This window comes from Sulfitobacter alexandrii (genome assembly GCF_001886735.1).
Classification (GTDB): domain Bacteria; phylum Pseudomonadota; class Alphaproteobacteria; order Rhodobacterales; family Rhodobacteraceae; genus Sulfitobacter; species Sulfitobacter alexandrii.
On the sequence record NZ_CP018076.1, the window covers coordinates 2,289,957 to 2,312,013 of the forward strand.

At 66.2% G+C, this 22,057-nt stretch carries 18 protein-coding genes, 1 tRNA gene and 1 pseudogene; 15 read left to right on the forward strand and 5 right to left on the reverse strand.

Translation table 11 applies throughout. The features are described 5' to 3' along the window. Positions 1–170: 170 nt before the first annotated feature. A tRNA-Ser gene (locus BOO69_RS11280) sits at positions 171–260 on the reverse strand. 214 nt (positions 261–474) lie between these two features. Between BOO69_RS11280 and BOO69_RS11285 the strand changes: the two genes are divergently transcribed. The 3 genes from BOO69_RS11285 to tmk are packed head-to-tail and all read left to right on the forward strand — an operon-like array spanning position 475 to position 3,163. After that, positions 475–1,356, forward strand: a complete 882-nt coding sequence (locus BOO69_RS11285) for an SPOR domain-containing protein (RefSeq protein WP_071972256.1) — start codon at positions 475–477, stop codon at positions 1,354–1,356. Positions 1,357–1,376: 20 nt separating this feature from the next. After that, positions 1,377–2,528 carry a D-alanyl-D-alanine carboxypeptidase family protein gene (locus BOO69_RS11290; protein ID WP_071972257.1) on the forward strand — a complete coding sequence of 384 codons (1,152 nt, stop codon included), beginning with the start codon at positions 1,377–1,379 and terminating at the stop codon, positions 2,526–2,528. Then, a complete protein-coding gene (tmk, locus tag BOO69_RS11295; protein WP_071972258.1) occupies positions 2,525–3,163 on the forward strand; it encodes a dTMP kinase in 639 nt (212 codons plus the stop codon). The genes BOO69_RS11290 and tmk overlap by 4 nt, the downstream gene beginning before the upstream one ends. Before the next feature lie 71 nt (positions 3,164–3,234). On the opposite strand, the gene BOO69_RS11300 is transcribed toward tmk, so the two are convergent. After that, positions 3,235–3,903: a hypothetical protein gene (locus BOO69_RS11300; protein ID WP_156874915.1), complete on the reverse strand. Its 669-nt coding sequence runs from the start codon at positions 3,901–3,903 to the stop codon at positions 3,235–3,237. A gap of 308 nt (positions 3,904–4,211) precedes the next feature. Between BOO69_RS11300 and BOO69_RS11305 the strand changes: the two are divergent. From BOO69_RS11305 to BOO69_RS11320, 4 genes and pseudogenes are all read left to right on the forward strand, one after another. Then, a pseudogene (locus BOO69_RS11305) lies at positions 4,212–5,326 on the forward strand (DNA polymerase III subunit delta'). A gap of 10 nt (positions 5,327–5,336) precedes the next feature. Continuing rightward, positions 5,337–6,137, forward strand: a complete 801-nt coding sequence (locus tag BOO69_RS11310; protein ID WP_071972260.1) for a TatD family hydrolase — start codon at positions 5,337–5,339, stop codon at positions 6,135–6,137. Then, positions 6,137–6,937 (forward strand): MBL fold metallo-hydrolase, encoded by an 801-nt coding sequence (locus BOO69_RS11315; protein WP_071972261.1) that lies wholly within the window; start codon positions 6,137–6,139, stop codon positions 6,935–6,937. Before BOO69_RS11310 ends, BOO69_RS11315 begins: the two co-directional genes overlap by 1 nt. A gap of 82 nt (positions 6,938–7,019) precedes the next feature. Further along, complete coding sequence (locus BOO69_RS11320; protein ID WP_071972262.1) at positions 7,020–7,949, forward strand: AEC family transporter; 930 nt, start codon at positions 7,020–7,022, stop codon at positions 7,947–7,949. Positions 7,950–7,961: 12 nt separating this feature from the next. On the opposite strand, the gene BOO69_RS11325 is transcribed toward BOO69_RS11320, so the two are convergent. Beyond that, on the reverse strand, positions 7,962–8,741 hold the full coding sequence (locus tag BOO69_RS11325) for a short-chain dehydrogenase/reductase (protein ID WP_071972263.1): 780 nt from the start codon (positions 8,739–8,741) through the stop codon (positions 7,962–7,964). A gap of 145 nt (positions 8,742–8,886) precedes the next feature. Between BOO69_RS11325 and BOO69_RS11330 the strand changes: the two genes are divergently transcribed. Together BOO69_RS11330 and BOO69_RS11335 are read left to right on the forward strand one after the other, a co-directional pair. Continuing rightward, a complete protein-coding gene (locus BOO69_RS11330) occupies positions 8,887–9,972 on the forward strand; it encodes an efflux RND transporter periplasmic adaptor subunit (protein WP_071972264.1) in 1,086 nt (361 codons plus the stop codon). Next, the gene (locus BOO69_RS11335) at positions 9,969–13,043 is read left to right on the forward strand and encodes an efflux RND transporter permease subunit (protein ID WP_071972265.1); all 3,075 of its coding nucleotides are present in this window, start codon (positions 9,969–9,971) and stop codon (positions 13,041–13,043) included. Before BOO69_RS11330 ends, BOO69_RS11335 begins: the two co-directional genes overlap by 4 nt. Before the next feature lie 25 nt (positions 13,044–13,068). On the opposite strand, the gene BOO69_RS11340 is transcribed toward BOO69_RS11335, so the two are convergent. Beyond that, entirely contained in the window at positions 13,069–14,109 is a 1,041-nt protein-coding gene (locus BOO69_RS11340) for a LacI family DNA-binding transcriptional regulator (protein ID WP_071972266.1), read from the reverse strand. 180 nt (positions 14,110–14,289) lie between these two features. Between BOO69_RS11340 and BOO69_RS11345 the strand changes: the two genes are divergently transcribed. From BOO69_RS11345 to BOO69_RS11370, 6 genes are all read left to right on the forward strand, one after another. Next, positions 14,290–15,774, forward strand: coding sequence for a M81 family metallopeptidase (locus BOO69_RS11345; RefSeq protein WP_071972267.1), 1,485 nt, complete (start codon positions 14,290–14,292; stop codon positions 15,772–15,774). 57 nt (positions 15,775–15,831) lie between these two features. Then, entirely contained in the window at positions 15,832–17,412 is a 1,581-nt protein-coding gene (locus BOO69_RS11350) for an ABC transporter substrate-binding protein (RefSeq protein WP_071972268.1), read from the forward strand. A gap of 94 nt (positions 17,413–17,506) precedes the next feature. After that, positions 17,507–18,448, forward strand: a complete 942-nt coding sequence (locus tag BOO69_RS11355; protein ID WP_071972269.1) for an ABC transporter permease — start codon at positions 17,507–17,509, stop codon at positions 18,446–18,448. Then, positions 18,445–19,359, forward strand: coding sequence for an ABC transporter permease (locus BOO69_RS11360; RefSeq protein ID WP_237267444.1), 915 nt, complete (start codon positions 18,445–18,447; stop codon positions 19,357–19,359). Before BOO69_RS11355 ends, BOO69_RS11360 begins: the two co-directional genes overlap by 4 nt. A 2-nt stretch (positions 19,360–19,361) precedes the next feature. Next, positions 19,362–20,360 (forward strand): ABC transporter ATP-binding protein, encoded by a 999-nt coding sequence (locus tag BOO69_RS11365; protein ID WP_071972270.1) that lies wholly within the window; start codon positions 19,362–19,364, stop codon positions 20,358–20,360. Next, on the forward strand, positions 20,353–21,342 hold the full coding sequence (locus BOO69_RS11370; RefSeq protein ID WP_071972271.1) for an ABC transporter ATP-binding protein: 990 nt from the start codon (positions 20,353–20,355) through the stop codon (positions 21,340–21,342). The genes BOO69_RS11365 and BOO69_RS11370 overlap by 8 nt, the downstream gene beginning before the upstream one ends. A 15-nt stretch (positions 21,343–21,357) precedes the next feature. Here the strand turns inward: BOO69_RS11370 and BOO69_RS11375 are convergent, their stop codons facing one another. Further along, positions 21,358–21,996 carry a TetR/AcrR family transcriptional regulator gene (locus BOO69_RS11375; RefSeq protein ID WP_071972272.1) on the reverse strand — a complete coding sequence of 213 codons (639 nt, stop codon included), beginning with the start codon at positions 21,994–21,996 and terminating at the stop codon, positions 21,358–21,360. Between the last annotated feature and the right edge of the window lie 61 nt (positions 21,997–22,057).

Here is a 22,057-nt window from a genome sequence, read left to right on the forward strand (position 1 = left end):
CTTTTTGTTATCGGATGCTTCGGTGGAGCCAAAAGGCTCAACAAAACAAAAAGTTTTCAGGCTTTGGTTTTTAGGTGTGGCGAACGTGTGTGGTAACCGTGTGTGGTTCGGCGTTACGCGATCGGAAGAAACCGTAGCATTAACAAAACCTTATGCGCCACTGAACGTATTGGCGGAGGCTCAGGGATTCGAACCCTGGGGACGCTCTCACGCCCGCCGGTTTTCAAGACCGGTGCAATCGACCACTCTGCCAAACCTCCGCGATGCCCTCTCCTAGTCTGCCGCATTCGATTCGGCAAATGCCCAGAGGGGCCGCGATCCCACGGGGAAATTTGCCGATCCTTGCAGCCCAGCCTTTTCAGGCTGCCGCTTGCACGTTAGAGTGCGCAAAACCCCCGCAAAGGGGGTGTTGAGCGTTGCCGCGCGCGCGGCAGGAAATGACCTACGAAGGTCGGCAGGCAAGGACCAACACAGATGAGCAGGCTTCACTTTCGCTCCGACATTCGCGCAGGTCGCGCCACCCTGATGGCGGGGCTGGCCCTGTCGATGGGACTGCTGGCAGGATGCGAAGACACGGGCCAGTTCGGATTCCTCAAACCCAAGGCGGAGGCCGGCGCGACGGGGGCGCCCCGCTCTACCCGGCTGGTCGAGCGCGATGTGGAGGCCCCCGAGGTCTTCAACGTGACCGATCAGGGTCTCTGGGACGGGCGGCCGTCGCTCGGCGGTGTCTGGGTGGCGCATCCCGACGTGACCGAGCCGGAGCGGGTGATCATCCGCAACGAGGCGAACGGCAAGTTCGTGATCGGCGCCCTGTTCCGCCGCGAACGCGAATTGCCGGGGCCCAAGCTGCAGATGTCCTCGGATGCCGCGGCGGCCCTGGGCGTGCTGGCCGGCGCGCCTGCACAGCTGAACGTCGTGGCGCTGCGCCGCGAGGAAGCGGAGGAAGCCGCCGAGGCCGAAGCCGCGGCGCAGAGCGTTCAGGCGCCCGCCGAGGTGACGGAAACCACTCTGGCGCCCACCGCGTCCGAGGGCCAGGCGGGTGCACCTGCCGAGGTACCGGCCGCCGCGCAGCCCGTGCCGCCCGCGCCCAAGCCCGCCCCTGCCCCGAAACCTGCGTCCAGCCTGGGCAAACCTTTCGTCCAGATCGGCATCTTCAGCGTCGAGGACAACGCGGAGCGCGCGGCCAAGCAGATGCGCGGGGCCGGGCTGCTCCCGACTGTCAAGAAATCGGAAATCAACGGCAAGCCGTTCTGGCGCGTCGTCGTCGGCCCGGCCTCCAGCCAGTCCGAACTCAACACCCTGATCGACAAGATCAAGGGCGAGGGTTTCTCGGACGCCTACGCCGTGTCGAGCTAACACAGGAGTCAAAAAAGACCATGATCCGCCATATCGCTGCCTGCCTGGCGCTGATCCTGTTCAGCCTTCCCGCCCAAGCCTTCGAAACCAAGGCGAGCGCGGCCTATGTCTATGACCTGACGACCGGCACGGTGTTGCTGGCCAAGAATGCCGACCAGCCGCTGCCGCCCGCGTCGATGTCCAAGCTGATGACGCTCTACATGGCGTTCGAGGCACTGGAGAACGGCCGGCTGGAACTGGACGACGAGCTGCTGGTCTCCGCCGAGGCGGCGGCCTACGGCGGTTCCACCATGTTCCTGCAGCAGGGGGAGCGCGTCTCGGTCGAGGATCTGCTGCGCGGCATCATCGTCCTTTCCGGCAACGACGCCTGCGTGGTCCTGGCCGAGGCGCTGTCCGGCACCGAAGCCCGGTTCGCCCGCGACATGACCACCCGCGCCCAGCAACTGGGCATGACGAATTCGACCTTCATGAACTCCAACGGCTGGCCCAAACCGGGGCACCGCATGTCCATGCGCGACCTGGGGCTGGTGGCCACCCGGCTGATCACGGACTTCCCCCAGTTCTACCCGATGTTCGCGGAGAAGGAGTTTCTCTTCGACGAGAACGAGGCCGCCAATCGCTACAACCGCAACCCGCTGCTGTCGCTCGGCATCGGCGCCGACGGGCTCAAGACCGGGCACACCACCGAAGCGGGCTACGGCCTTGTCGGTTCGGCCAAGCAGGGTGACCGCCGTGTGGTCTTCGTGATCTCGGGGCTGGACACCGCGGAAGCCCGCGCGCAGGAATCCGAGGCCATCGTGAACTGGGCCTTCCGGCAGTTCTCCGAACGCACGCTGGGCGAGGCCGGCACCCGCATCACCGAAGTGCCCGTCGCCCTGGGCGCCGTCCAGACCGTGGGGCTGGAGCTGAAGGACACCCTGACGATGCTCACGCCCTACACCGGCAGTGCCGAGGTCAAGGCCGAGGCGATCTATCAGGGGCCCTTCAAGGCGCCGATCGAGAAAGGCGCGGAAATGGGTGAACTTGTAATCACCCGCGATGGCCTGCCCGAGGTACGGGTGCCGCTTGTCGCGGCCGATGACGTGGCGCCCGGCGGCTTCATGATCAAGCTGGCCGCTGCGGCCCAACACCTTCTGGCGCGCCTCAACGCAGGTCCGCAGGAAGCCTCGTGAGCGGCCAGGGGCTGTTCATCAGCTTTGAAGGGATCGACGGGTCGGGCAAGTCCACCCAGGCCAGGCTGCTGGCCGAGAACCTGCGCGAGCTGGGCCACGAGGTGGTTCTGACGCGCGAGCCGGGCGGTTCGCCGGGCGCCGAGGAAATCCGCGCGCTGGTGCTGCAGGGCGATCCCGACCGCTGGTCGGCGGAAACCGAGATCCTGCTGTTCACGGCGGCGCGCCGCGACCACGTCGAACGCACGATCCGCCCGGCACTGGCGGCGGGCAAGGTGGTCGTCTGCGACCGGTTCGCGGACTCCACCCGCATGTACCAGGGCATGTCGCGCGGCGACCTGCGGGGCGTGGTGGACAGCCTGCACGACCTGATGATCGGCATGGAGCCCGACCTGACCATCCTGATCGACATGGACCCCACCGAGGGGCTGAGCCGGGCCCTGTCCCGAAAGGGACTGGAAGAGCGGTTCGAGGATTTCGGGGAAACGCTGCAACAGGCCATGCGCGCGGGATTCCTGGCACTGGCCGAAGAGTACGCCCAACGCTACCGCGTGATCGACGGCGCGCGCGGCATCGACGCGGTGGCCGCCGACGTCCTGTCCGTCGCGACCGATTTCGCAGCGTCCCGGCAGGGCTGATCCCCGCCAGTCGTTGAAAAGGCAAAAGGCCCCGCGTGCGGGGCCTTTCCTTTTGTCCTGTATGCCTGAGCTCAGTCGCGTTCCAGCACGAAGGTGCCGCCGCCACCGATCACGATCGGTGCGCCGCCGGGCTGTTCGGTCACCACGACCGTGGCAGGGCCGACCGCCGCCTGCGCCTGACCACCGCCGATCGGGCCGAGGAACGATCCGCCGAGGCCCAGATACACGTTGCCGATGCTGCCGCTGACCGGGTCGGCGAGCTGACCGCCCATGTTCAATGTGAAGGTGTTGGTGACCACTTCGGTGGGCGCGCCGGGGATCGGCGGTACGCCGGGGGGCAGAATGATCGGCTGGACCTGTTCGCTCAGGACCGAAGGGGCGATCCCGTTCGCGCTGTCCAGCGTGCCATCGAGGGTAAAGGCATTGCCGCCGATTTCACCGCGGAAGTTGGTCGCGGTGCCGGCGATGGTTTCGTTGTCGAAGTCCGCCTGCACTTCCAGATCGCCGAGCGCGTAGCCCTGGGTGGCCGCCTGGTCATTGGTGGTGACGTTCAACAGCGTGTTGCCGCGGAAGGTGCCCTGCCCCACGAGTTCCACGCTGGTCGGCGCAAGGCTGGTGGTGTTCTGAAGCTGGTCGAACTTGGCGTCGTATTCCGCGCGTGTCGTGGCCGGGCCACCGCCGCCGCCACCACCGCCGCCGCCGATCGCGGCGCCATTGCCGTTGCCCAGGCAGGCGGCCAACGACAGACAGGACGCACCCAACAGACCTGCCCGCAATATACTTTGATACTTCACTGGAAATTCCCCTTTGTGGCTCTTGAACACAATCAGATGGACGCCGCGCTGACCTGCACTGAATACGCGGAGGACTGGCGAAACCATGGCATCAATAGCCCTGTGAAGCGGCTTGCGGTCACTCCCCTAATCGGGGGAGAAACCGCCCTATTCGCCCATTGCAACTTCCCGGCCTGTCGGCATTTCCTACCGCAGGTTGCAGGGTCGCCGCCCCACCCCCTTCCAACCGCCGTGATCCGTGCTAAACGGAAGCCATGAGCGACGATGCCCTTCCTCCCGATCAGCTGGCCGGTGCGCCGCACCCGCGCGAGACGCGCGTGCTGGTCGGCCAGTCGGAGGCCGAGGCCGGGTTTCTCGACGCCTGGAACAGCGGCAAGCTGCACCATGCGTGGCTGCTGACCGGTCCGCGCGGGGTCGGCAAGGCGACGCTCGCCTGGCGCATCGCCCGGTTCCTTCTGGCCACGCCCGATCCCGATACGGACGGCATGTTCGCACCCGAGGTGCCCGACACGCTGGAGATCCCCGCCGACCACCCCGTCGCGCGCCGTGTGGCCTCGGGCGGTGAAGGCAGCCTGAAATCCGTGATCCGGACGGTGAACCCGGAAACGAAACGGATGCGCAAGCAGATTGTCGTGGACGACATTCGCGCGCTGAACGGTTTTTTCCAGTTGTCCGCGGCCGACGGCGGTCGCCGGGTCGTCATCATCGACGCCGCGGACGAGATGAACGTGAACGCCGCCAACGCGCTGCTCAAGATGCTCGAGGAACCGCCCGCCCGTGCGACGCTCCTGCTGATCAGTCACCAGCCGTCGGGCCTTCTGCCGACGATCCGGTCCCGCTGCCGCACCCTGCGGCTGGGCACGCTGACACCGGACGAGATGGCGACGGCCCTGTCCGCCTCTGACGTGGCGGTCGAGGGCGACCCGGCGGCGCTGGCGGAGCTTTCGGGCGGGTCGGTCGGCGGCGCGCTGCGACTGTCGCTGATGGGCGGCCTGACGATCTACGCGGAACTGGTGGCGTTGCTGTCCTCGGTGCCCCGGCTGGACCGCGCCCGCGCGATCAAGCTGGCCGAAGCGGCGGCCCAGCGCGGCGCCGAGGAAAAGCTGCTGCTGCTGTTCACGCTTGTCGACCTGATGCTGGCGCGCCTTGCCCGCACCGGCGCAACCGGCGCCCCCCCGCGGTCGAGGCCGCACGGGGCGAGGCCGAAGCGCTGGCCCGGCTGGCCCCCACCCCGCAGCAGGGCCGGATCTGGGCCGATCTCGCACAGGAGGTATCGGACCGGGCGCGGCACGGGCTGGCAGTCAACCTTGACCCTGCCGCCCTGGTCCTAGATACCCTCCACAGGATCGCAGAACACGCGCCCCGATAGGAAGACACGCATGACCCCCCAGATCACCGACAGCCACTGCCACCTCGATTTCCCCGATTTCGCAGGCCAGTTGCCGCAGGTCGTCGAACGCGCGGCAGAGGCCGGCGTGACCCGCATGGTCACGATCTGCACCCGGCTGCGCAACGAACCCGCCGTCCGGGCCATCGCGGAAAGCCACGCGCCCGTGTTCTACGCCGCCGGAACGCACCCGATGTCAGCCGCCGAAGAACCGCTGGCCAGCGTGGACGATCTGCTGGCGCTGACCCGCCATCCCAAGATGGTCGGCATCGGCGAGACCGGGCTCGACTACCACTACACCTCCGACAGCGCCGAGATACAGAAGACATCGCTGCGCGTGCACATCGCCGCGGCCCGTGAGAGCGGCCTGCCCCTGATCATCCATGCGCGCGATGCCGACGACGACATGGCCACGATCCTGTCCGAAGAATACGCCAACGGGCCCTTCGGCTGCGTGATGCACTGCTTCTCCTCGTCGGCGGCGCTCGCCCGTACCGCGCTGGACCTCGGCTTTTATCTCAGCATGTCGGGGATTACCGCGTTCCCGAAATCGGATGCCTTGCGCGACATCTTCGCGGAGGCGCCGCTGGACCGGATACTGGTGGAGACCGACGCGCCCTACCTCGCGCCGCCGCCGCACCGGGGCAAGACGAACGAACCGGCCTTCACCGCCCATACCGCGCGGCGCGCGGCCGACACCTTCGGCCTCGACTACGCCGAATTCGCCGCCCGCACGCAGGCAAACTTCGACCGGCTGTTCAGCAAGGCCGCGCGCTACGAACGGGCTGCCTGATGGCCGAGATGCGCGTGACCATCCTCGGCTGCGGATCGTCCGGCGGCGTCCCGCGCCTCGGCGGCCAGTGGGGTGACTGCGATCCGGCCGAACCGCGCAACCACCGCCGCCGGTGTTCGGCACTGGTCGAACGGATCACCGACGCGGGCACCACGACCGTGCTGATCGACACTTCGCCCGACATGCGCAGCCAGCTTCTGGATGCCGGCGTGGGACGGCTCGACGCGGTGCTCTATACCCATTCCCACGCCGATCACGTGCACGGCCTCGACGATCTGCGGATGATCGTCATCAACATGCGCGCGCGCCTGCCGGTGTGGGCGGACGCCCCGACGCGCGCGGCCTTGATGGAACGCTTCGGCTATGCCTTCATCCGGCCCGAAGGCTCGATGTATCCGCCCATCCTCGAGATGAACGACATCGCGGGCGACGTGACCATCGACGGCCCCGGCGGCGCGCTGACATTCGCCTCCTTCGAGGTGAACCACGGCGGCATGGACGCCCTAGGCTTTCGCGTGAACGACGTGGCGTACCTGCCCGACGTGGTGCGCATTCCCGAGGCGGCGTGGACGCAACTTGACGGGCTGACGTGCTGGATCGTCGACGCCCTGCGCCGCGATCCCCATCCGACCCACAGCCACCTCGCGCAGACCCTCGACTGGATCGACCAGCTGAAGCCGCGACGGGCGGTCCTGACCAACATGCACAACGATCTCGACTACCGCACCCTGGCCGCCGAGACACCCGACCATATCGACCCGGCCTACGACGGCATGGTGCTGACCTTTCCGCTCGGCTGATCCGCCTTCCGGGCCTTGACCCATTCCAAAGGGGTGCCGGGGCCCGAGCCCGCGGCTGACCCGCAATGCGAAAGCCCTGCACGTGCAGAACCTCCTCGATGTCATCCTGCCCGTCTTCCTGGTGATCGGGTTCGGCTACGTGGCCGTCTGGCGCGGCCTGTTCCCGGTGGGGGGCATAAGCGGCGTGATGCGGTTCACGACGAACATCGCGATTCCCTGCCTGCTGTTCCAGGCGATCTCGAGACTCGATCTCGGCAATGATTTCGACCCGGCGCTGCTGATCAGCTTCTACGCGGGGGCGACGATCTGTTTCGCGCTCGGCCTGTTCGGGTCGCGCCTGCTGCTGGGCCGCCCTTGGGAGGACTGCGTCGCGATCGGGTTCTGCTGCCTGTTTTCCAACTCCGTCCTGCTCGGCCTGCCCATCTCCGAGCGCGCCTACGGCGCGGACTCCCTGACCGGCAACTATGCGATCATCGCGTTTCATTCGCCGTTCTGCTACGGGGTCGGGATCACGGTGATGGAGGTGGTGCGCAACCGGGGGCAATCCTTGACCCGCCTTGCGGCCTCGGTCGGGCGCGCGATGTTCCGCAACGCGCTGGTGGTGGCGATCCTGGCAGGGTTCGTGGTCAATGCCACCGGTCTGCCGATCCCCGGCGTGGTGGACGACGCGCTGTCGCTGGTGGTGCGCGCCGCGCTGCCCGCGGCCCTGTTCGCGCTTGGCGGCGTGCTGATCCAGTACAAGCCCGAAGGCGACAAGATCGCCATCGCGATGGTCTGCGCGATCACGCTGCTGGTGCATCCCGCGCTGGTCTGGAGCTTTGGCAGTGCCCTGTCGCTGCCGCAGGACGCCTTCCGTTCCGGCGTGCTGACGGCAGCCATGGCGCCGGGCATCAACGCCTACATCTTCGCTGACATGTACGGCAGGGGCCGCCGCGTGGCGGCGTCCTCGGTGCTCATCGCGACGGCCAGCTCGCTTCTGACGATCTGGCTATGGCTCGAGGTTCTGGCCTGACCGCCTGCCCCGTCAGCCTGCCCACTGGCCCCCGCCATCCATGTCGACCACCGTGCCGGAAAGGTAATGCACCTTCGGGCTTGCCAGCAGGACGGCCAGTGCCGCGACCTCCCGTGCGTGGGCCGGCCTGCCGAAAGGAAACCTGTCCGGGTCGAGCAGTTCCTCCCAGCGGTCCGCGTCGCCGAAGCGGTCGCGCGCGGCGGCGCGCAGCCGATCGGTCATCCGGTCGGTCCGCGTGGCCGAGGGGTTGATCCCGAAAACCCGAACACCGTCCTGCGGCGTTTCCGCCCCCAGCGCATTGGTAAAGCCGATCAGCGCCGCGTTGCCCGCCGCCCCGATGATGTAGGAAGGCCGCACCGCCCGGCCGCCCATGCCGATGATGTTGATGATCGTCCCCGCGCCCCGCGCTCGCATCCGGGGCGCGTAGAGCATGCAAAGATGTATGTAGCCCCAGACCTTGAGATCGAACCCCACGCGCCAGTCGTCCATCGTGCGCTCGGACAGCGGGCCGGACTTGATAGCCCCCGCGTTGTTCACGAGGATATCGACGTCCGGCAGGTCGTCGAACAACGCAGCGCGCGCGGCATCGTCGGAAAGGTCGGCGGCGTGGCAATCCACCACCGCGCCGCTGTCTGCGACCAAGGCCTCCCGTGCCGCACTGAGGGCGTCCCGGCTTCGCGATACGAGCGTCACGCGCGCGCCCTCCGCCGCGAAGGCCCGCGCGGTTTCCAGCCCGATCCCCTTTGACGCGCCGGTCACCAGCACGTGCCGTCCCTTCAGTTCAAGATCCATGCGGCCCTCCTCTCGGTCCTTACACATAGCTGTGACCTATTGCCGCTCTTGTGTCCATCGGGGCCTCGCGACCTAGGTCTTCGTGTCAAGCGGCGCCGCGACATCGACACAAGTGCGTGCCGGATTGAAAGGGAGCGACCTGCCGGTGGCAAAGATAGTCAAGATCGTTCTGGGCCTGTGCCTCGTGGCCGCTTTCGCGGCCGGCGGCGTCTGGGGCACCCGCCTGCTTCTGGCCGAGGACGGCAACGAGGACAGCGGCCAACCCGGGTCGCAGCTGACACGTGTCGGCGTCGCAACCCCGCAGGAACGCACAATCGATCGGGACATATCGGGCGTCGGCACGCTGCGCGCCGTCCGCGCGGTGGAGCTGATGCCCGTCGCCTCGGGACGGGTGACCGAGGTCGCGATCGTCTCCGGCGCGTCCGTGACCGAGGGCGAGGTGCTGCTGCGCCTGGACGACCGCGCCGCCCAGGCGGCGGTCATGGAAGCGGAGGCGACACTGGGCCAGACCCGCAGCGATTTCCAGCGTTTCGAGGAACTGGGCGAAAGCAACGCGGCCGCGGAAGCGCGGGTGGAAGAAGCCCGCGCCGCCTATCTGCGAGCCGAAGCCGCGCTCGCCTCGGCCCGCGCGACACTGGAAGACCGCACGCTCCGCGCGCCTTTCAGCGGCATGCTGGGGCTGGTGGACGTGGAACCGGGCAGTTTTCTCGGGCCGGACAGCGTCATCACGACGCTTTACGACCTGAGCGCGGTCGAGGTGCGCCTGTCCCTGCCCGAGCGCTACTTCGATCAGGTGCAGGCGGGACAGGCCGTCACGCTGCGCACCCCCGCCTACCCGGATGACACCTTCGAGGGCACCGTCGCGGTCCGCGCCCCCGAGATCGACCTGTCGGCGCGGAGTTTCGACGTGCGCGCGCGGCTCGACAATCCCGACGGGCGGCTTGTGGGCGGCATGTTCGCAAACGCGCGCCTTGTGCTCGATACCTACGAGGCGCTGGCGATCCCGGACGATGCGATCATCAGCGAAGGCATGACGACCTTCGTCTATACCATCGCGGAGGACACCGCGAAACGGACGGAGGTGGTGGCCGGCGGGTCGGTCGACGGGCTCACCGAGGTGCGCGAGGGGCTGTCTGCGGACGACCGCGTGGTCGTGGCGGGCTGGGACAACCTGACCGACGGGGCGCAGGTCGAGATCGACGAACAGACCTCGCAGGAAGCATTGAATTGACGCTCTCGGACCTCTCCATCCGCCGCCCCGTTCTGGCCACGGTGATGTCGATCCTGATCGTCGTGATCGGCGTGGCCGGGCTGATGCGAATGCCGGTGCGCGAACTGCCCAACACCTCCACCGCGCAGATCACCGTCAGCGTCCCCTACATCGGCGCCGGACCCGGCGTGGTGGACAGCGAACTGGCCACCGTGATCGAGGGTGCGATCTCCTCCGTGGCGGGGATCGACAGTATCTCCACCGAATCCGAACTGGGGGGATTGCGTACTGTCATCACGTTCGAGCAAGGCCGGGACATCGACCAGGCCGCCTCGGACATCCGCGCCGCCGTCCAGTCGGTCACGGGCGACCTGCCCGCCGAAGCGGAGGAGCCGCAGGTCGAGAAGAACAACAGCCAGGGCGACCCGATCATCTGGATGACCATGACGTCGGACAGCCTGTCGGCGCCGGAGCTTACGGATTACGCGGACCGCTTCATCACCGACCGGCTGGAAACCCTGTCCGGCGTCGCGGCGGTTCAGATCTACGGCGACCGGCCCTATGCCATGCGGGTCTGGCTCGACCCCGATGCCATGGCGGCCCGTGGCGTGACCGCGAACGAGATCGCGGCGGCGCTGCGTGCCAACAACCTCGAACTACCCGCGGGGCAGCTCGAAAGCGACTCGCGGACCTATCTGCTGCGGACCCAGACCCGGCTGACGAGCGTGGCGGAGTTCGAACAGCTGATCGTCCGGTCCGATGACGGTGGCCGCGTGCTCTTGGGCGACGTGACGCGGGTCGAGATCGGCACCGAAAGCGACAACAGCGAATTTCGCGCCAACGGTGAAACCGCCATCGGGTTGGGCGTTCTGCGGCAATCCTCGGCGAACACGCTGTCGATCTCCAGCGCGGTTCGGGCCGAGGTCGAGGACATCGCCACCCAGCTGCCCGGCGGCACCGAGTTGAACATCAGCTCCGACGACGCTGATTTCATACGAAATTCCATCCGGCAGGTGCTGACCACGCTGGCGATTTCCGTCGCCATCGTCGTCGCGGTAATCTACCTGTTCCTGACGTCGATCCGGGCCACCATCGTGCCCGCGGTGTGCATCCCCATCGCGCTCGTGGGGGCCTGCGCCGGCATCGCCATCGCGGGTTTTTCCATCAACACCCTCACGCTCTTTGCGCTGATCCTCGCCATCGGGCTGGTGGTGGACGACGCCATCGTGGTGCTGGAAAACATCGAGCGCCGGATCGAGGAAGGCGACACCCCCGGCGAAGCCGCGCGGTCCGGCGCGAACCAGGTCTTCTTTGCCGTCGTCTCCACGTCGGCGGTGCTGATCTCGGTTTTCGTGCCGCTTTCCTTTCTGCAAGGTGAGCTCGGCAAGCTGTTCCGCGAATTCGGCGTGACGCTGGCCATCGCGGTGGCTTTGTCCACCTTCGTGGCACTTACCCTCTGTCCCGTGATCGCGTCGCGGGTGCTGACCAAGGGCATGAACAAGAGCCGCTTCTCGCGGCTGGTCCAAAAGGTGACCAAGAGCACCTCGAACGGCTATCGAAACCTGCTGACGCGGGCCATCGGCGCGCCCCTGGCCGTCCTCGCCATCGCCGCCGCCCTCTCGGGGATGTCCTGGACGCTGTACCAGCAGCTTCCGTCACAGCTGACACCCGATTCCGACAGGGGCATCTTCTTTGTCTCCGTGCAGGCCCCGCCCGGTTCCGCACTCGGGCTGACGGACGCGGCGGTGGATAGGGTCGAAGAGCTGATCGCGCCCTATCGCGACCGGGGCGTGGTGGCCGATACCATCGCCATCGTCGGCCAGTACGGCGAAACCGGCCGCGCATTCGTCGTGACCATCATGACCCCCTGGGGCGAGCGCGACATGGGCCCGCGCGATGTTCTGGCCGAGTTGCGGCCGAAATTCGCCCAGATCACGACCGCCAACGTGCGCAGTTTCGCCCCGTCCGGCTTTGATGCGGGCGGCGGTTCGGGCCTTGAACTGATCGTGACGGCCCCCAGTTTCGAGGAAGCCGCCGACTATTCCGGCCGAATGGCGGATGCCCTGCGGAGCGACCCGGATTTCGTCGGCGTCCGCCGCAACTACGAGGTCAACACGCCGGGGTACGACATCGACGTGAACCGCGAAATGGCGCGCGAGATCGGCGTCGACGTGCGCACCATCTCTGACGCGGTGCGCACCTTCTTCGCCTCCGCCGAGGTGACCGAGTTCATCTCGCGCGACCGCCAGTACCCGGTGATCCTGCAGGCCCCGGACGCGCGCCGCGCCGACACGGACGACCTGCGCAATGTCAACGTGCGGGTCTCGAGCGGTGCGCTGGTCCCGCTGGACGGGCTTGTCACCCTCGAACGGCGCGCCTCGGTCGCGGCCTACAACCGGTACAACCGCCAACCCAGCGTGGAAATCTCGGCCTCGCTGGCCGACGGGGTGGACCTCGGCTCCGCAATATCCAAGGTCGAAAGCCTCGCAGGCGACCTGCCCCCCCAGATGCAGATCTCCTACGCCGGTCAGGCGCAGAGTTTTCAGGAAACGTCCGGCGGGATCGCGGTGACCTTTGCGCTGGCGCTGCTGATCGTGTTCCTTGTCCTCGCGGCGCAGTTCGAAAGCTTCATCCAGCCCGTCGTGATCCTGTTGTCGGTGCCGCTGGCAGCGGCGGGGGCGCTGGTGACATTGTTCCTGCTGGGCGAGGCGATCAACATCTACACGCAGGTCGGCATGGTCATGCTGATCGGGCTGATGGCCAAGAACGGGATCCTCATCGTCGAATTCGCCAACCAGCTGCGCCGCGAGGGGTGCGACGTGCGCGACGCGGTCATCGAGGCGGCGGCTGTACGGCTGCGGCCGATCCTGATGACCGTCATGTCCACGGTGCTTGGCGCAGTGCCGCTCGTCCTGTCCAGCGGTGCCGGGGCCGCCAGCCGGTTTTCCATCGGCATCGTGATCATCGGCGGGTTTCTCTTCGCCTCGATCCTGACCCTGTTCCTGACGCCGGTCCTCTACGATCTGCTGCAATGGAACCGGAACACGGAAGATACCGATGCGGCGACCGACGCGGAACCGGCCGCGAACTGAACGGTGTGCCGCCGGCGCCTGCAGGTCAGGGGGTCGTTTCGCGCCACAGGATTTCGTAGGGAAACCGCGTGACCGGGTCGTCGATATCCGACAGGACCTGCCGTGCCAGCAGTTTCTGGCCCGCGGCAACCCCCATGGCGCGTGTATCCATCTTGATGGTCGTCAGCCGGGTATCGAGGATCGACGACAGTTCGAGGTTGTCGAACCCCGTGATGGCAACATCCGCGGGAACCGACAGGTTCATGCGCCTGCATTGCAACTGTACCCCCAGCCCGAGGATATCGTTGGACACGATCGCATCGATGCCGGGTGAACGCCTGTACATCTCGTCGAAGGCGCGCGCGCCGTTCTCGATGGCGAACTGCCCGTGCGCGATGTGCTGATGCAGGATCGGCAGGCCCGCATCGCTCAGCGCGGCCGAGTAGCCCTTCAACCGCTGCCTGACGCGGTCGTTGCCATCGGTCGGGGCGGAAATGAAGCCGATGTTGCACCTGCCCCTGTCGATGAGACCCTTGGTGATTTCGTAGGAAGCCGTGAAATTGGACAGCCCGACCGCCATGTCGATGGGTGGCGCATCGCATTCAAGCAACTCGACCGTCGGCGTTCCCGATCTTTGCAGCATCTCCCTTGTCCGGTCGCTGTGAAGCTGACCGACAAGGGCAATGCCGGAAACGTTGTAGGCGAGGAAACGCTCGACAAGCTGTTCTTCTTTCTCGACCGAGTAGCCGTTGTGGGCGATCAGAAGCATCTGGTTCGCCGCTTCGGTCACCGACGTCAGCCCGGCGACGATCTCGGAAAAGATGGAGTGGTCGATCGTCGGCACGATGACCGCGACGAGGTTGGTCCGGTTGGCCGAAAGGCTGCTGGCCGCAGGGTTGGGGAAATATCCCGTTTCCGCGACGGCGCGCGAGATACGCTCCCGATTTTCCGCCGTGATCGTGTCGGGCGTTCTGAAATACCGCGAGACGGTCTGGGTCGACACGCCGGCCATCCGCGCGACGTCACGCATCAGGACCTTGGCCTGCCGCTGCTTCGGCCGACGGTAGCGGATGCCGTCTTCTTCCATCTCTTTCCCCGGCGAAACGACCGCACCCCAAAGGGGAAAAGGTCATCAACACTGATGTTGACAATAGCAAAGTTACCGGTAACTTCAATAATCAATGCCCTTCCCCGCGCGTCCCCAGGGCCCGGGCACATCGGCGGACAGACTGCCTGAACGTTCCACAAAGACGAGAGAGGTCAGAACTTGCGCGTCGCCATCGCCAGCTTTGAATATGAAGGAAACAGCCTGTCGCTCCGGATCGACCGGAGGGAGGACTTCGAACGCAAGGGATTCCCGAAAGGCGCGGACGTGCTTGAATTCGCATCGGGCAAACGGACCGCCCTGGCCGGAGGCATCGGCATCCTGCAGGAGGCCAACTGCGACCTTGCGCCGATACTGGCGTGCAAGGGCGGTGCCGGCGGTCACGTGGACGAGACGTTCTTTCAGGAAACATTGTCCGAGATCCTCGATGGCATCTCCGCGCAGATGCCCCTCGACGGGGTTTACCTCGCGCTGCATGGCGCCATGATCTGCGGTGTCGAAAAGGATCCCGAGGGTGCCATCCTGCAGGGGGTCCGGAAAATCGTCGGGCCGAAGGTGCCGATCGCGGCAAGTCTTGATCTTCATGCCCATGTGACGGATCGGATGGCCGCCAACGCGGATATCATCGTCGGATACGAAACCTACCCCCACGTGGACGCCTTTGAAACCGGTCAGAAAGCGGCAAGGCTGCTCGTCGGGGCGCTGCGGGGCGAAATCGCGCCGGTCACACGCATCCGCAAGTACAATGCCATCCTGCCCGTGCTGGGCGGCGCAACGCTCGACGGTGCCCCCATGGCCGAGGTTGCCGCGGCGGCGCGGCGGTTCGAAGAGGATGGGAAGGCCCTGAGTGTCAGCTATTTTCCGGTCCAGCCCTGGCTGGACATGGCCGACGTCGGCATCACCGGCCTCGCCGTGACGGACGGGAACCCGGAAGCGGCAGACACCATCGCGCAGAACATTCTGGACGAGATGTGGGACCGCCGGAGGGACTTCGAGCTTGAGGCGATGACGGCGGACGAGGCGGTGCAAGCTGCCTTGCGGTCGGACGCCAAGACAACGCTGCTGGTGGATGCGCCCGACAGTATCGGCGGCGGCGCAGCGGGCGACGCCCCTGCCCTGCTCTCGGCCATCCTGAAACTTGCGCCCGATACGCCGTCCGCGGTCTGCATCTACGACCCCGCAGCAGCACGGCAGGCTTTCGAGTTGGGAGAAGGCGGCGAAGCCGAGTTCCGCATCGGCGCCTGGCTGGATGACCGCTGGCATCAGCCGGTCAGCGTCACCGCACGTGTCGAAAGCCTGCACGACGGGTCATTCACCTACAGCGGCGGCCCCGCGGCGAACCTCACGACCACCCTGGGGCCTTCCGCCGTCCTGCGGGTCGGCGGCCTGCGCATCCTGTGCGTCAGCCATGCCATCTACGAGCACACGGACGAACATTACGCCGCCTGCGGCATCAACGTGTCGGAGTGTCGCCTGATCAGCTTCAAGAACCTCATGAACTTCCGCAAACTCTTGTCCGAGGATGTCGATTTCATTGCCATCCACGGCCCCGGCGGCACGCCGTTGCGGCTGGAGGACGTCGCATGGGAAAATCGCACGCGACCGTTCTGGCCAGCCGACGACGAGGCCGCGCCAAAACCAATCTAATCAGCCGACAGCACGCCGAAAGGCGTGGAAAAGAGCATAAAACAGAGAGGAAATCCAATGATCAAACGTCGTACCCTGCTCGGCGCCGCCGCAGCTTCACCGTTGCTTTCACTGCCGGCGTTCGGCCAGTCCGCCGGCAGCTCCGTTCTGAAATACGTCCCCGCATCGAACCTGACGATACTCGATCCGGTGTTCACGCCGGCAGCCGTGTCCGTGACCCACGGATACTGCGTGTTCGATACGCTCTACGGCGTCGACGCCGACCAGAACCCCCAGCCCCAGATGGCCGAAGGCCACAGTGTCTCGGATGACGGTCTGGAATGGCGGATCACGCTGCGGGACGGGCTGAAGTTCCACGACGGCGAACCGGTGCGGGCCCAGGACTGCGCGGCCAGCCTCGCCCGCTGGGCCAAGCTCGACCCCTTCGGTCAGGCGCTTGGCGCGGCGACCGAAAGCTTCGGTCACGCGGACGACAAGACCATCGTGATCAAGCTGACTCGCCCCTTCGGTCCGGTGCTCGACGCCATCGGCAAGCCGCATTCGCGGCCCGCCTTCATGATGCCCGAACGGCTGGCGACCACCGATCCGCAGACCCAGATCACCGAGATGGTGGGCTCGGGCCCCTTCCGCTTCGTGGCGGACGAATATGTTTCGGGCGATCGCGTGGTCTACGAGAAATTCGCCGACTACATCCCGCGCGAAGGCGAGGCCGAATGGACATCGGGCGGCAAGCAGGTCAACTTCGACCGGCTCGAGTGGCAGATCATCCCCGACGATGCGACGGCGATCGCCGCGATCCAGGCGGGCGAGGTCGATTGGCTGGGCGCGGTGCTCACGGACCTGCAACCGGTCATCGAGGCAAGCCCGGACGTCAACCTCCACCGCACCGACCCCTACGGCATCATGCATGTGGTCCGCTTCAATCACCTGATCCCGCCTTTCGACAACGTCGAACTGCGGCGCGCGGTGCTCAAGGCGGTGGACCAGGTGCCGTTCCTGCAGTCGGTGGCGGCCAATCCCGACGACCGCGAAGAATGCCTCGCCTTGTTCCCCTGCGGCACGCCGGGGGTCGAACAGGTCGGCGAAGGCATCATGGGCAGCCTCGACGTCGAGGCCGCGAAACAGGCTGTGATGGATGCGGGCTACAACAACGAACCGGTTGTCATCCTGAATCCCACCGACATTTCCTCGATCCACCCGCATGGTCTGCTGATCGCGGATCTTCTGGAAAAGATCGGCTTCAACGTGGATCTGGTCGACACCGACTGGGGCACCGTCGTGCAGCGGCGGGTGTCCAAGGAAACCGTCGAAAACGGAGGCTGGAACCTCGCCGCGACGAACTGGCCGGCAATTTCGATCAACAACCCCGCCACCAATGCCACGACCCGCGGCCTGGGTGAATCCGGCTGGTGGGGCTGGTACGAGGACGCCGAGATGGAACAGCTCGTGGTGGACTGGCTCGCGGCGGAAGACCCGGACACGGCGGCCAAGCTCTATCTCGATATCCAGAACCGCGCGATCGACCAGGTTCCGACACTGCCGCTGGGTCTGTCCTACAGGTCTGGCGCGGTCCGTGCCGATCTGCAAGGCGCCCTGCAGGGGTCGGTGGACATGTTCTGGAACATCCGCCGCGGCTGACGCGGTGACGAAAGTGGCACCGGCGGAACCCTCCGCCGGTGCCGGCCACTAGTCCCACCTCGACGCCCCCGAACGGACGGGGCCCAGGAGCACCATGACCGGCTATATCCTGCGACGCATTCTTGCGACCGTTCCGGTCGTGGCCTTCGTGATGCTCTTCGTCTTCTCGCTTCTCTACATCACGCCGGGCGACCCGGCGGCGATCCTCGCCGGCGACCAGGCGACACAGGCCGAGATCGAGGCCATCCGAACCGATCTCGGTCTTGACCGGAGCTTTCCCGTCCGCTTTCTCGAATGGTCCGGAGGCGTCTTCCGGGGCGATTTCGGCACGTCGATCTTCACGCAACTGCCCGTCTCGACCATGATCCTGCAAAGGGTCGAGCCGACATTGTCGCTGATGATCGTCACCATGATCATCGCGATCACCGTGGCAGTTCCGCTCGGCGTGCTGGCCGCCTGGAAACACGGCAGCCTGCTGGACCGGGCCATCATGCTTTTCGCGGTGCTCGGATTTTCGGTCCCCGTCTTCGTCATCGGCTACGTGCTGGCCTGGACCCTCGCACTGCAACTGGGGCTGCTGCCCGTGCAAGGATACACGCCCTTCGCCGAAGGCCCGTGGCCCTGGCTGCGCAGCCTGCTGCTTCCGTCGTTCACGCTTGCGACCTTCTACATCGCGATCATCGCCCGCATCACGCGCGCCACGATGCTGGAAACCCTGCAACAGGATTACATCCGCACCGCGCGGGGCAAGGGCGCTTCGGATTTCGCCGTGCTTTTCATCCATGCCCTGCGCAATGCATCGGTCCCGATCGTCACGGTGATCGGCATCGGCATCACGCTGGTCATCAGTGGCGCCGTGGTGATCGAAAGCGTGTTCGCGCTTCCCGGTCTTGGCCGGCTGATCGTGGATTCGATCCTGCGCCGCGACTATCCGGTGATCCAGGCGGTGATCCTGCTGTTCAGCTTCGTCTACGTGATCATCAACCTGCTGATCGACCTGAGCTATACCGTCATCGACCCGAGGATCAGATATTGACCCGCCCTTCTTCGACCCCGGAAAACTTCGTCGCCGCCCGGCAGATGCCTGTCGTGATCCCGGTGCGGCCCGCGCGCAGCGCGTTCATGCGAACGCTGCGACGTCATCCGACGATGTGGCTGGGCGGCGCCCTGCTGGGCCTCATCGTCGTCATGGCGGTCTTCGCGCCGCTGATCGCCACGACGGACCCGGCCGCCCTGAACCCTGCCCTGCGGGTGCAGTCGCCCTCGCCCGAAGCGTACTTCGGGACCGACATGCTCGGCCGCGACATCTTTTCGCGCACCGTCTACGGCGCGCGGGTATCGCTGATCGTCGGGCTTGGCGTGGCTGTTCTGGCCTCCGCCATCGGCATGGCCATCGGCCTGCTCGCGGGCTTTACCCGCTGGGCGGACGGCGTCATCATGCGGATCATGGACGGGATGATGTCCATCCCCGCCATCCTGCTGGCCATCGCCCTGATGACGCTGATGCGCGGGGGCTCCATCTTCAACGTGATCCTCGCCATCACCCTTGCGGAAATACCCCGTGTCGCCCGGCTCACCCGTTCGGCGGTGCTGTCGGTGCGGGAACTGGCCTACGTCGAAGCGGCGGTGGCCTGCGGCACGTCGAAACTGGGCATCATCCGGCAACACATCCTGCCCAACACGATTGCCCCGATCACGGTGCAGGCGACCTACATCTGCGCCTCTGCGATGATCACCGAAGCGATCCTGTCCTTCATCGGCGCGGGGCTGCCCACCTCCATACCGTCGTGGGGGAACATCATGGCCGAAGGCCGCGCCCTGTGGCAGGTGAAACCCAACATCGTCTTCTTCCCCGCCATCTTCCTGTCCATCACGGTTCTGGCGGTAAATCTTCTGGGGGACGGTCTGCGGGACGCGGTCGATCCCCGCCTCGCAAAGCGGGTGTGAGCATGGCCCTTCTCGATGTCACCGATCTTCAGGTTCATTTCCAGACGGATCGCGGCGTGAACCGCGCGGTCGATGGGCTGTCCTTCTCCATCGACCAGGGCGAAGCGCTGGCGATCGTCGGGGAATCGGGCTGCGGCAAGTCCGTCACGTCGATGTCGGTGCTGCGCCTGCTGCCCATGCCGCCCGGCAGGATCGCCGGTGACATCCGGTTCCGCGGTGAAAGCCTTGCCAACAGATCGGAACGCGAAATGCGCCGCCTGCGCGGCGGCGAGATCAGCATGATCTTCCAGGAGCCCATGTCATCGCTCAACCCCGTCTACACCATCGGGCGCCAGATCGGCGAGTCGGTGCGCCTGCACACCGGGGCCAGCCAACGCGAGGCGCGCGAACGCGCCATCGAGATGCTTGGCCTCGTGGGCATTCCGTCGCCCGAAAAACGGGTCGACGAATACCCTCATCAGTTGTCGGGCGGCATGCGGCAGCGCGTGATAATCGCGATGGCCCTCGCCTGCGATCCTGCCCTGCTCATCGCGGACGAGCCGACAACAGCACTCGACGTCACCATTCAGGCACAGATACTCGACCTCCTGCGTGACCTGCGGGAACGCACCGGCACCGCGATCCTGCTGATCACCCATGACCTCGGCGTCGTCGCGGAATTCGCTGAGCGCGTGCTGGTGATGTACGCGGGCCGAAAGGTCGAGGAAGCGAGCGTCGCCGACATCTTTGCCCGGCCCCGCCACCCCTATACCCAGGGCCTGATGAATGCCGTGCCCAAGCTGGGCCGGGCCCGGCGTGACGGCACGCCGGAGAAACTGAGCGAGATTCCGGGCCGGGTTCCCGACCTCACCCAAGATATCCCCGGCTGCGTCTTCGCGCCCCGCTGTCCCCGGGCCGAGGCCGTCTGTTCCCGGATCGATCCGGCGCTCGAGCAGAAGGCGAAAGGCCACTTCGCCGCCTGTCACTTCGCGCCGCGGGAAACGGAGAAAACCGATGCGTGATCTGCAGGAACCCGCGGCGCCGCTTGTCGAGGTGGAAAAGCTGATCAAGCACTTCCCGATCCGGGGCGGTCTTCTCGGCCGGCAGGTGAATGCCGTCAAGGCGGTCGACGGCGTCAGCTTTTCCGTCCGTCAGGGCGAGACCCTGTCGCTCGTGGGGGAATCCGGTTGCGGCAAATCGACGGTAGGGCGCTGCGTGGCCCGGCTTCTCGATCCCACTTCGGGCGAACTGCGGCTGGACGGCGCGCGTATCGACCGCCTGCCGGAGGCCCGGCTGAAGCCTTTCCGCAAGCGGCTGAACATGGTTTTTCAGGATCCCTTCTCCAGCCTCAATCCCCGCATGAACGTAGAGGCGCTCGTCTCCGAACCGTTGCGCAGCCACGGCATCCTCTCGGGCCGCGCGAACCGCAGGGCGCGGGTTTCCGAGCTCCTGGAGCTCGTGGGGCTTTCACCCGACATCATGGACCGGATGCCGCACCAGTTCTCGGGCGGTCAGAGACAACGCATCTGCATTGCCCGCGCGCTCGCCTCGGAGCCGGATTTCATCGTCTGCGACGAGGCGGTTTCGGCGCTGGACGTGTCCGTTCAGGCGCAGATCATCAACCTGCTGATGCGGCTTCAGGCGGAGCTCGGCGTTGCGATCCTGTTCATTTCGCACGACCTCGCCGTCGTCGAACATCTCAGCGACCGCGTCGCGGTCATGTACCTGGGACGCATCATGGAAATCGCCGGGCGCGACCAGCTGTTCAGCGCGCCGGCGCATCCCTACACCAAGGCGCTGCTGTCCGCCGTGCCCCTGCCCGATCCCGCCGCGCGCCGGGAAAGGGTGATCCTGAAGGGCGAGGTGCCGAGCCCGATCAATCCGCCGAGCGGCTGCCCGTTCCGGACGCGGTGCCCGATCGCGCAGGACATCTGCGCCCGCGACCGGCCCGAGCCCGTAGAATTCCGGCCCGGACAGCGCGTCGCCTGCCATTTTCCGGGCTGACGGTCCGGACCGCCGTCAGGCGCTGGTGTCGAGGCAGGTGTGGATCCCGGCCACGACGAAGCGGACGTAGGTCTCTATCAGTTCGGGCTCGAGCGGGTGAAAGTCCGAGTCGTCCTCGCAGAACCGCATGAAGAGAAAGGACCGCGCGCCCATCATCATCGCGGCGATGGCCTCGACCTGACGGGCGTTTGGCACCCCATCGCCCAGGATCCGCCGGAAAGACCGCATGTACCCGCGGATCAGCAGTTCCACGTGGCGCTTGTAGGCGGCCGGCGCGTGCTGGGTCGCCTCGTACATCACCCGGTAGATATGCGGATGGCGCACGAGGTAGTCGATGTTGGCCGTGATCCCGCGGCGCTCGACCTCTTCCAGCGTTTCGGCGCCGCGCACCGCGATCGCGATCTGGGCGACCATCTCCATGCCCAGTTCGGGCAGCAGGACGTCGAACAGTTCCTGCCGGTTCTTGAAATGCAGGTAGAACGCCCCGTGAGAGATGTTGGCAAGCTCGGTCACCTTGGCGATCGAACAGCCGGCATAGCCTTTGGTGCCGACCAGATGACCGGCACTGTGGATGATCGCAAGGCGCGTTTCCTCGTTGCGCTTCTGCTGCGCTGCCGAGATGGCGCGCGGCTTTGTCCTAGTTGCCTTCGTCACTGCGTCTTCGCTTCCAGACTTCCTGCTTGCGTTCCGGATCGGACAGCCAGTCTATGCGAGA

What these genes read in the sequence shown, in the direction of transcription:
- BOO69_RS11285 (WP_071972256.1), top strand. Translation starts at nt 475, where the DNA reads ATGAGCAGGCTTCACTTTCGCTCCGACATTCGCGCAGGTCGCGCCACC.
- BOO69_RS11290 (WP_071972257.1), top strand. Translation starts at nt 1,377, where the DNA reads ATGATCCGCCATATCGCTGCCTGCCTGGCGCTGATCCTGTTCAGCCTT.
- BOO69_RS11310 (WP_071972260.1), top strand. Translation starts at nt 5,337, where the DNA reads ATGACCCCCCAGATCACCGACAGCCACTGCCACCTCGATTTCCCCGAT.
- BOO69_RS11315 (WP_071972261.1), top strand. Translation starts at nt 6,137, where the DNA reads ATGGCCGAGATGCGCGTGACCATCCTCGGCTGCGGATCGTCCGGCGGC.
- BOO69_RS11325 (WP_071972263.1), bottom strand. Translation starts at nt 8,741, where the DNA reads ATGGATCTTGAACTGAAGGGACGGCACGTGCTGGTGACCGGCGCGTCA.
- BOO69_RS11340 (WP_071972266.1), bottom strand. Translation starts at nt 14,109, where the DNA reads ATGGAAGAAGACGGCATCCGCTACCGTCGGCCGAAGCAGCGGCAGGCC.
- BOO69_RS11350 (WP_071972268.1), top strand. Translation starts at nt 15,832, where the DNA reads ATGATCAAACGTCGTACCCTGCTCGGCGCCGCCGCAGCTTCACCGTTG.
- BOO69_RS11355 (WP_071972269.1), top strand. Translation starts at nt 17,507, where the DNA reads ATGACCGGCTATATCCTGCGACGCATTCTTGCGACCGTTCCGGTCGTG.
- BOO69_RS11365 (WP_071972270.1), top strand. Translation starts at nt 19,362, where the DNA reads ATGGCCCTTCTCGATGTCACCGATCTTCAGGTTCATTTCCAGACGGAT.
- BOO69_RS11370 (WP_071972271.1), top strand. Translation starts at nt 20,353, where the DNA reads ATGCGTGATCTGCAGGAACCCGCGGCGCCGCTTGTCGAGGTGGAAAAG.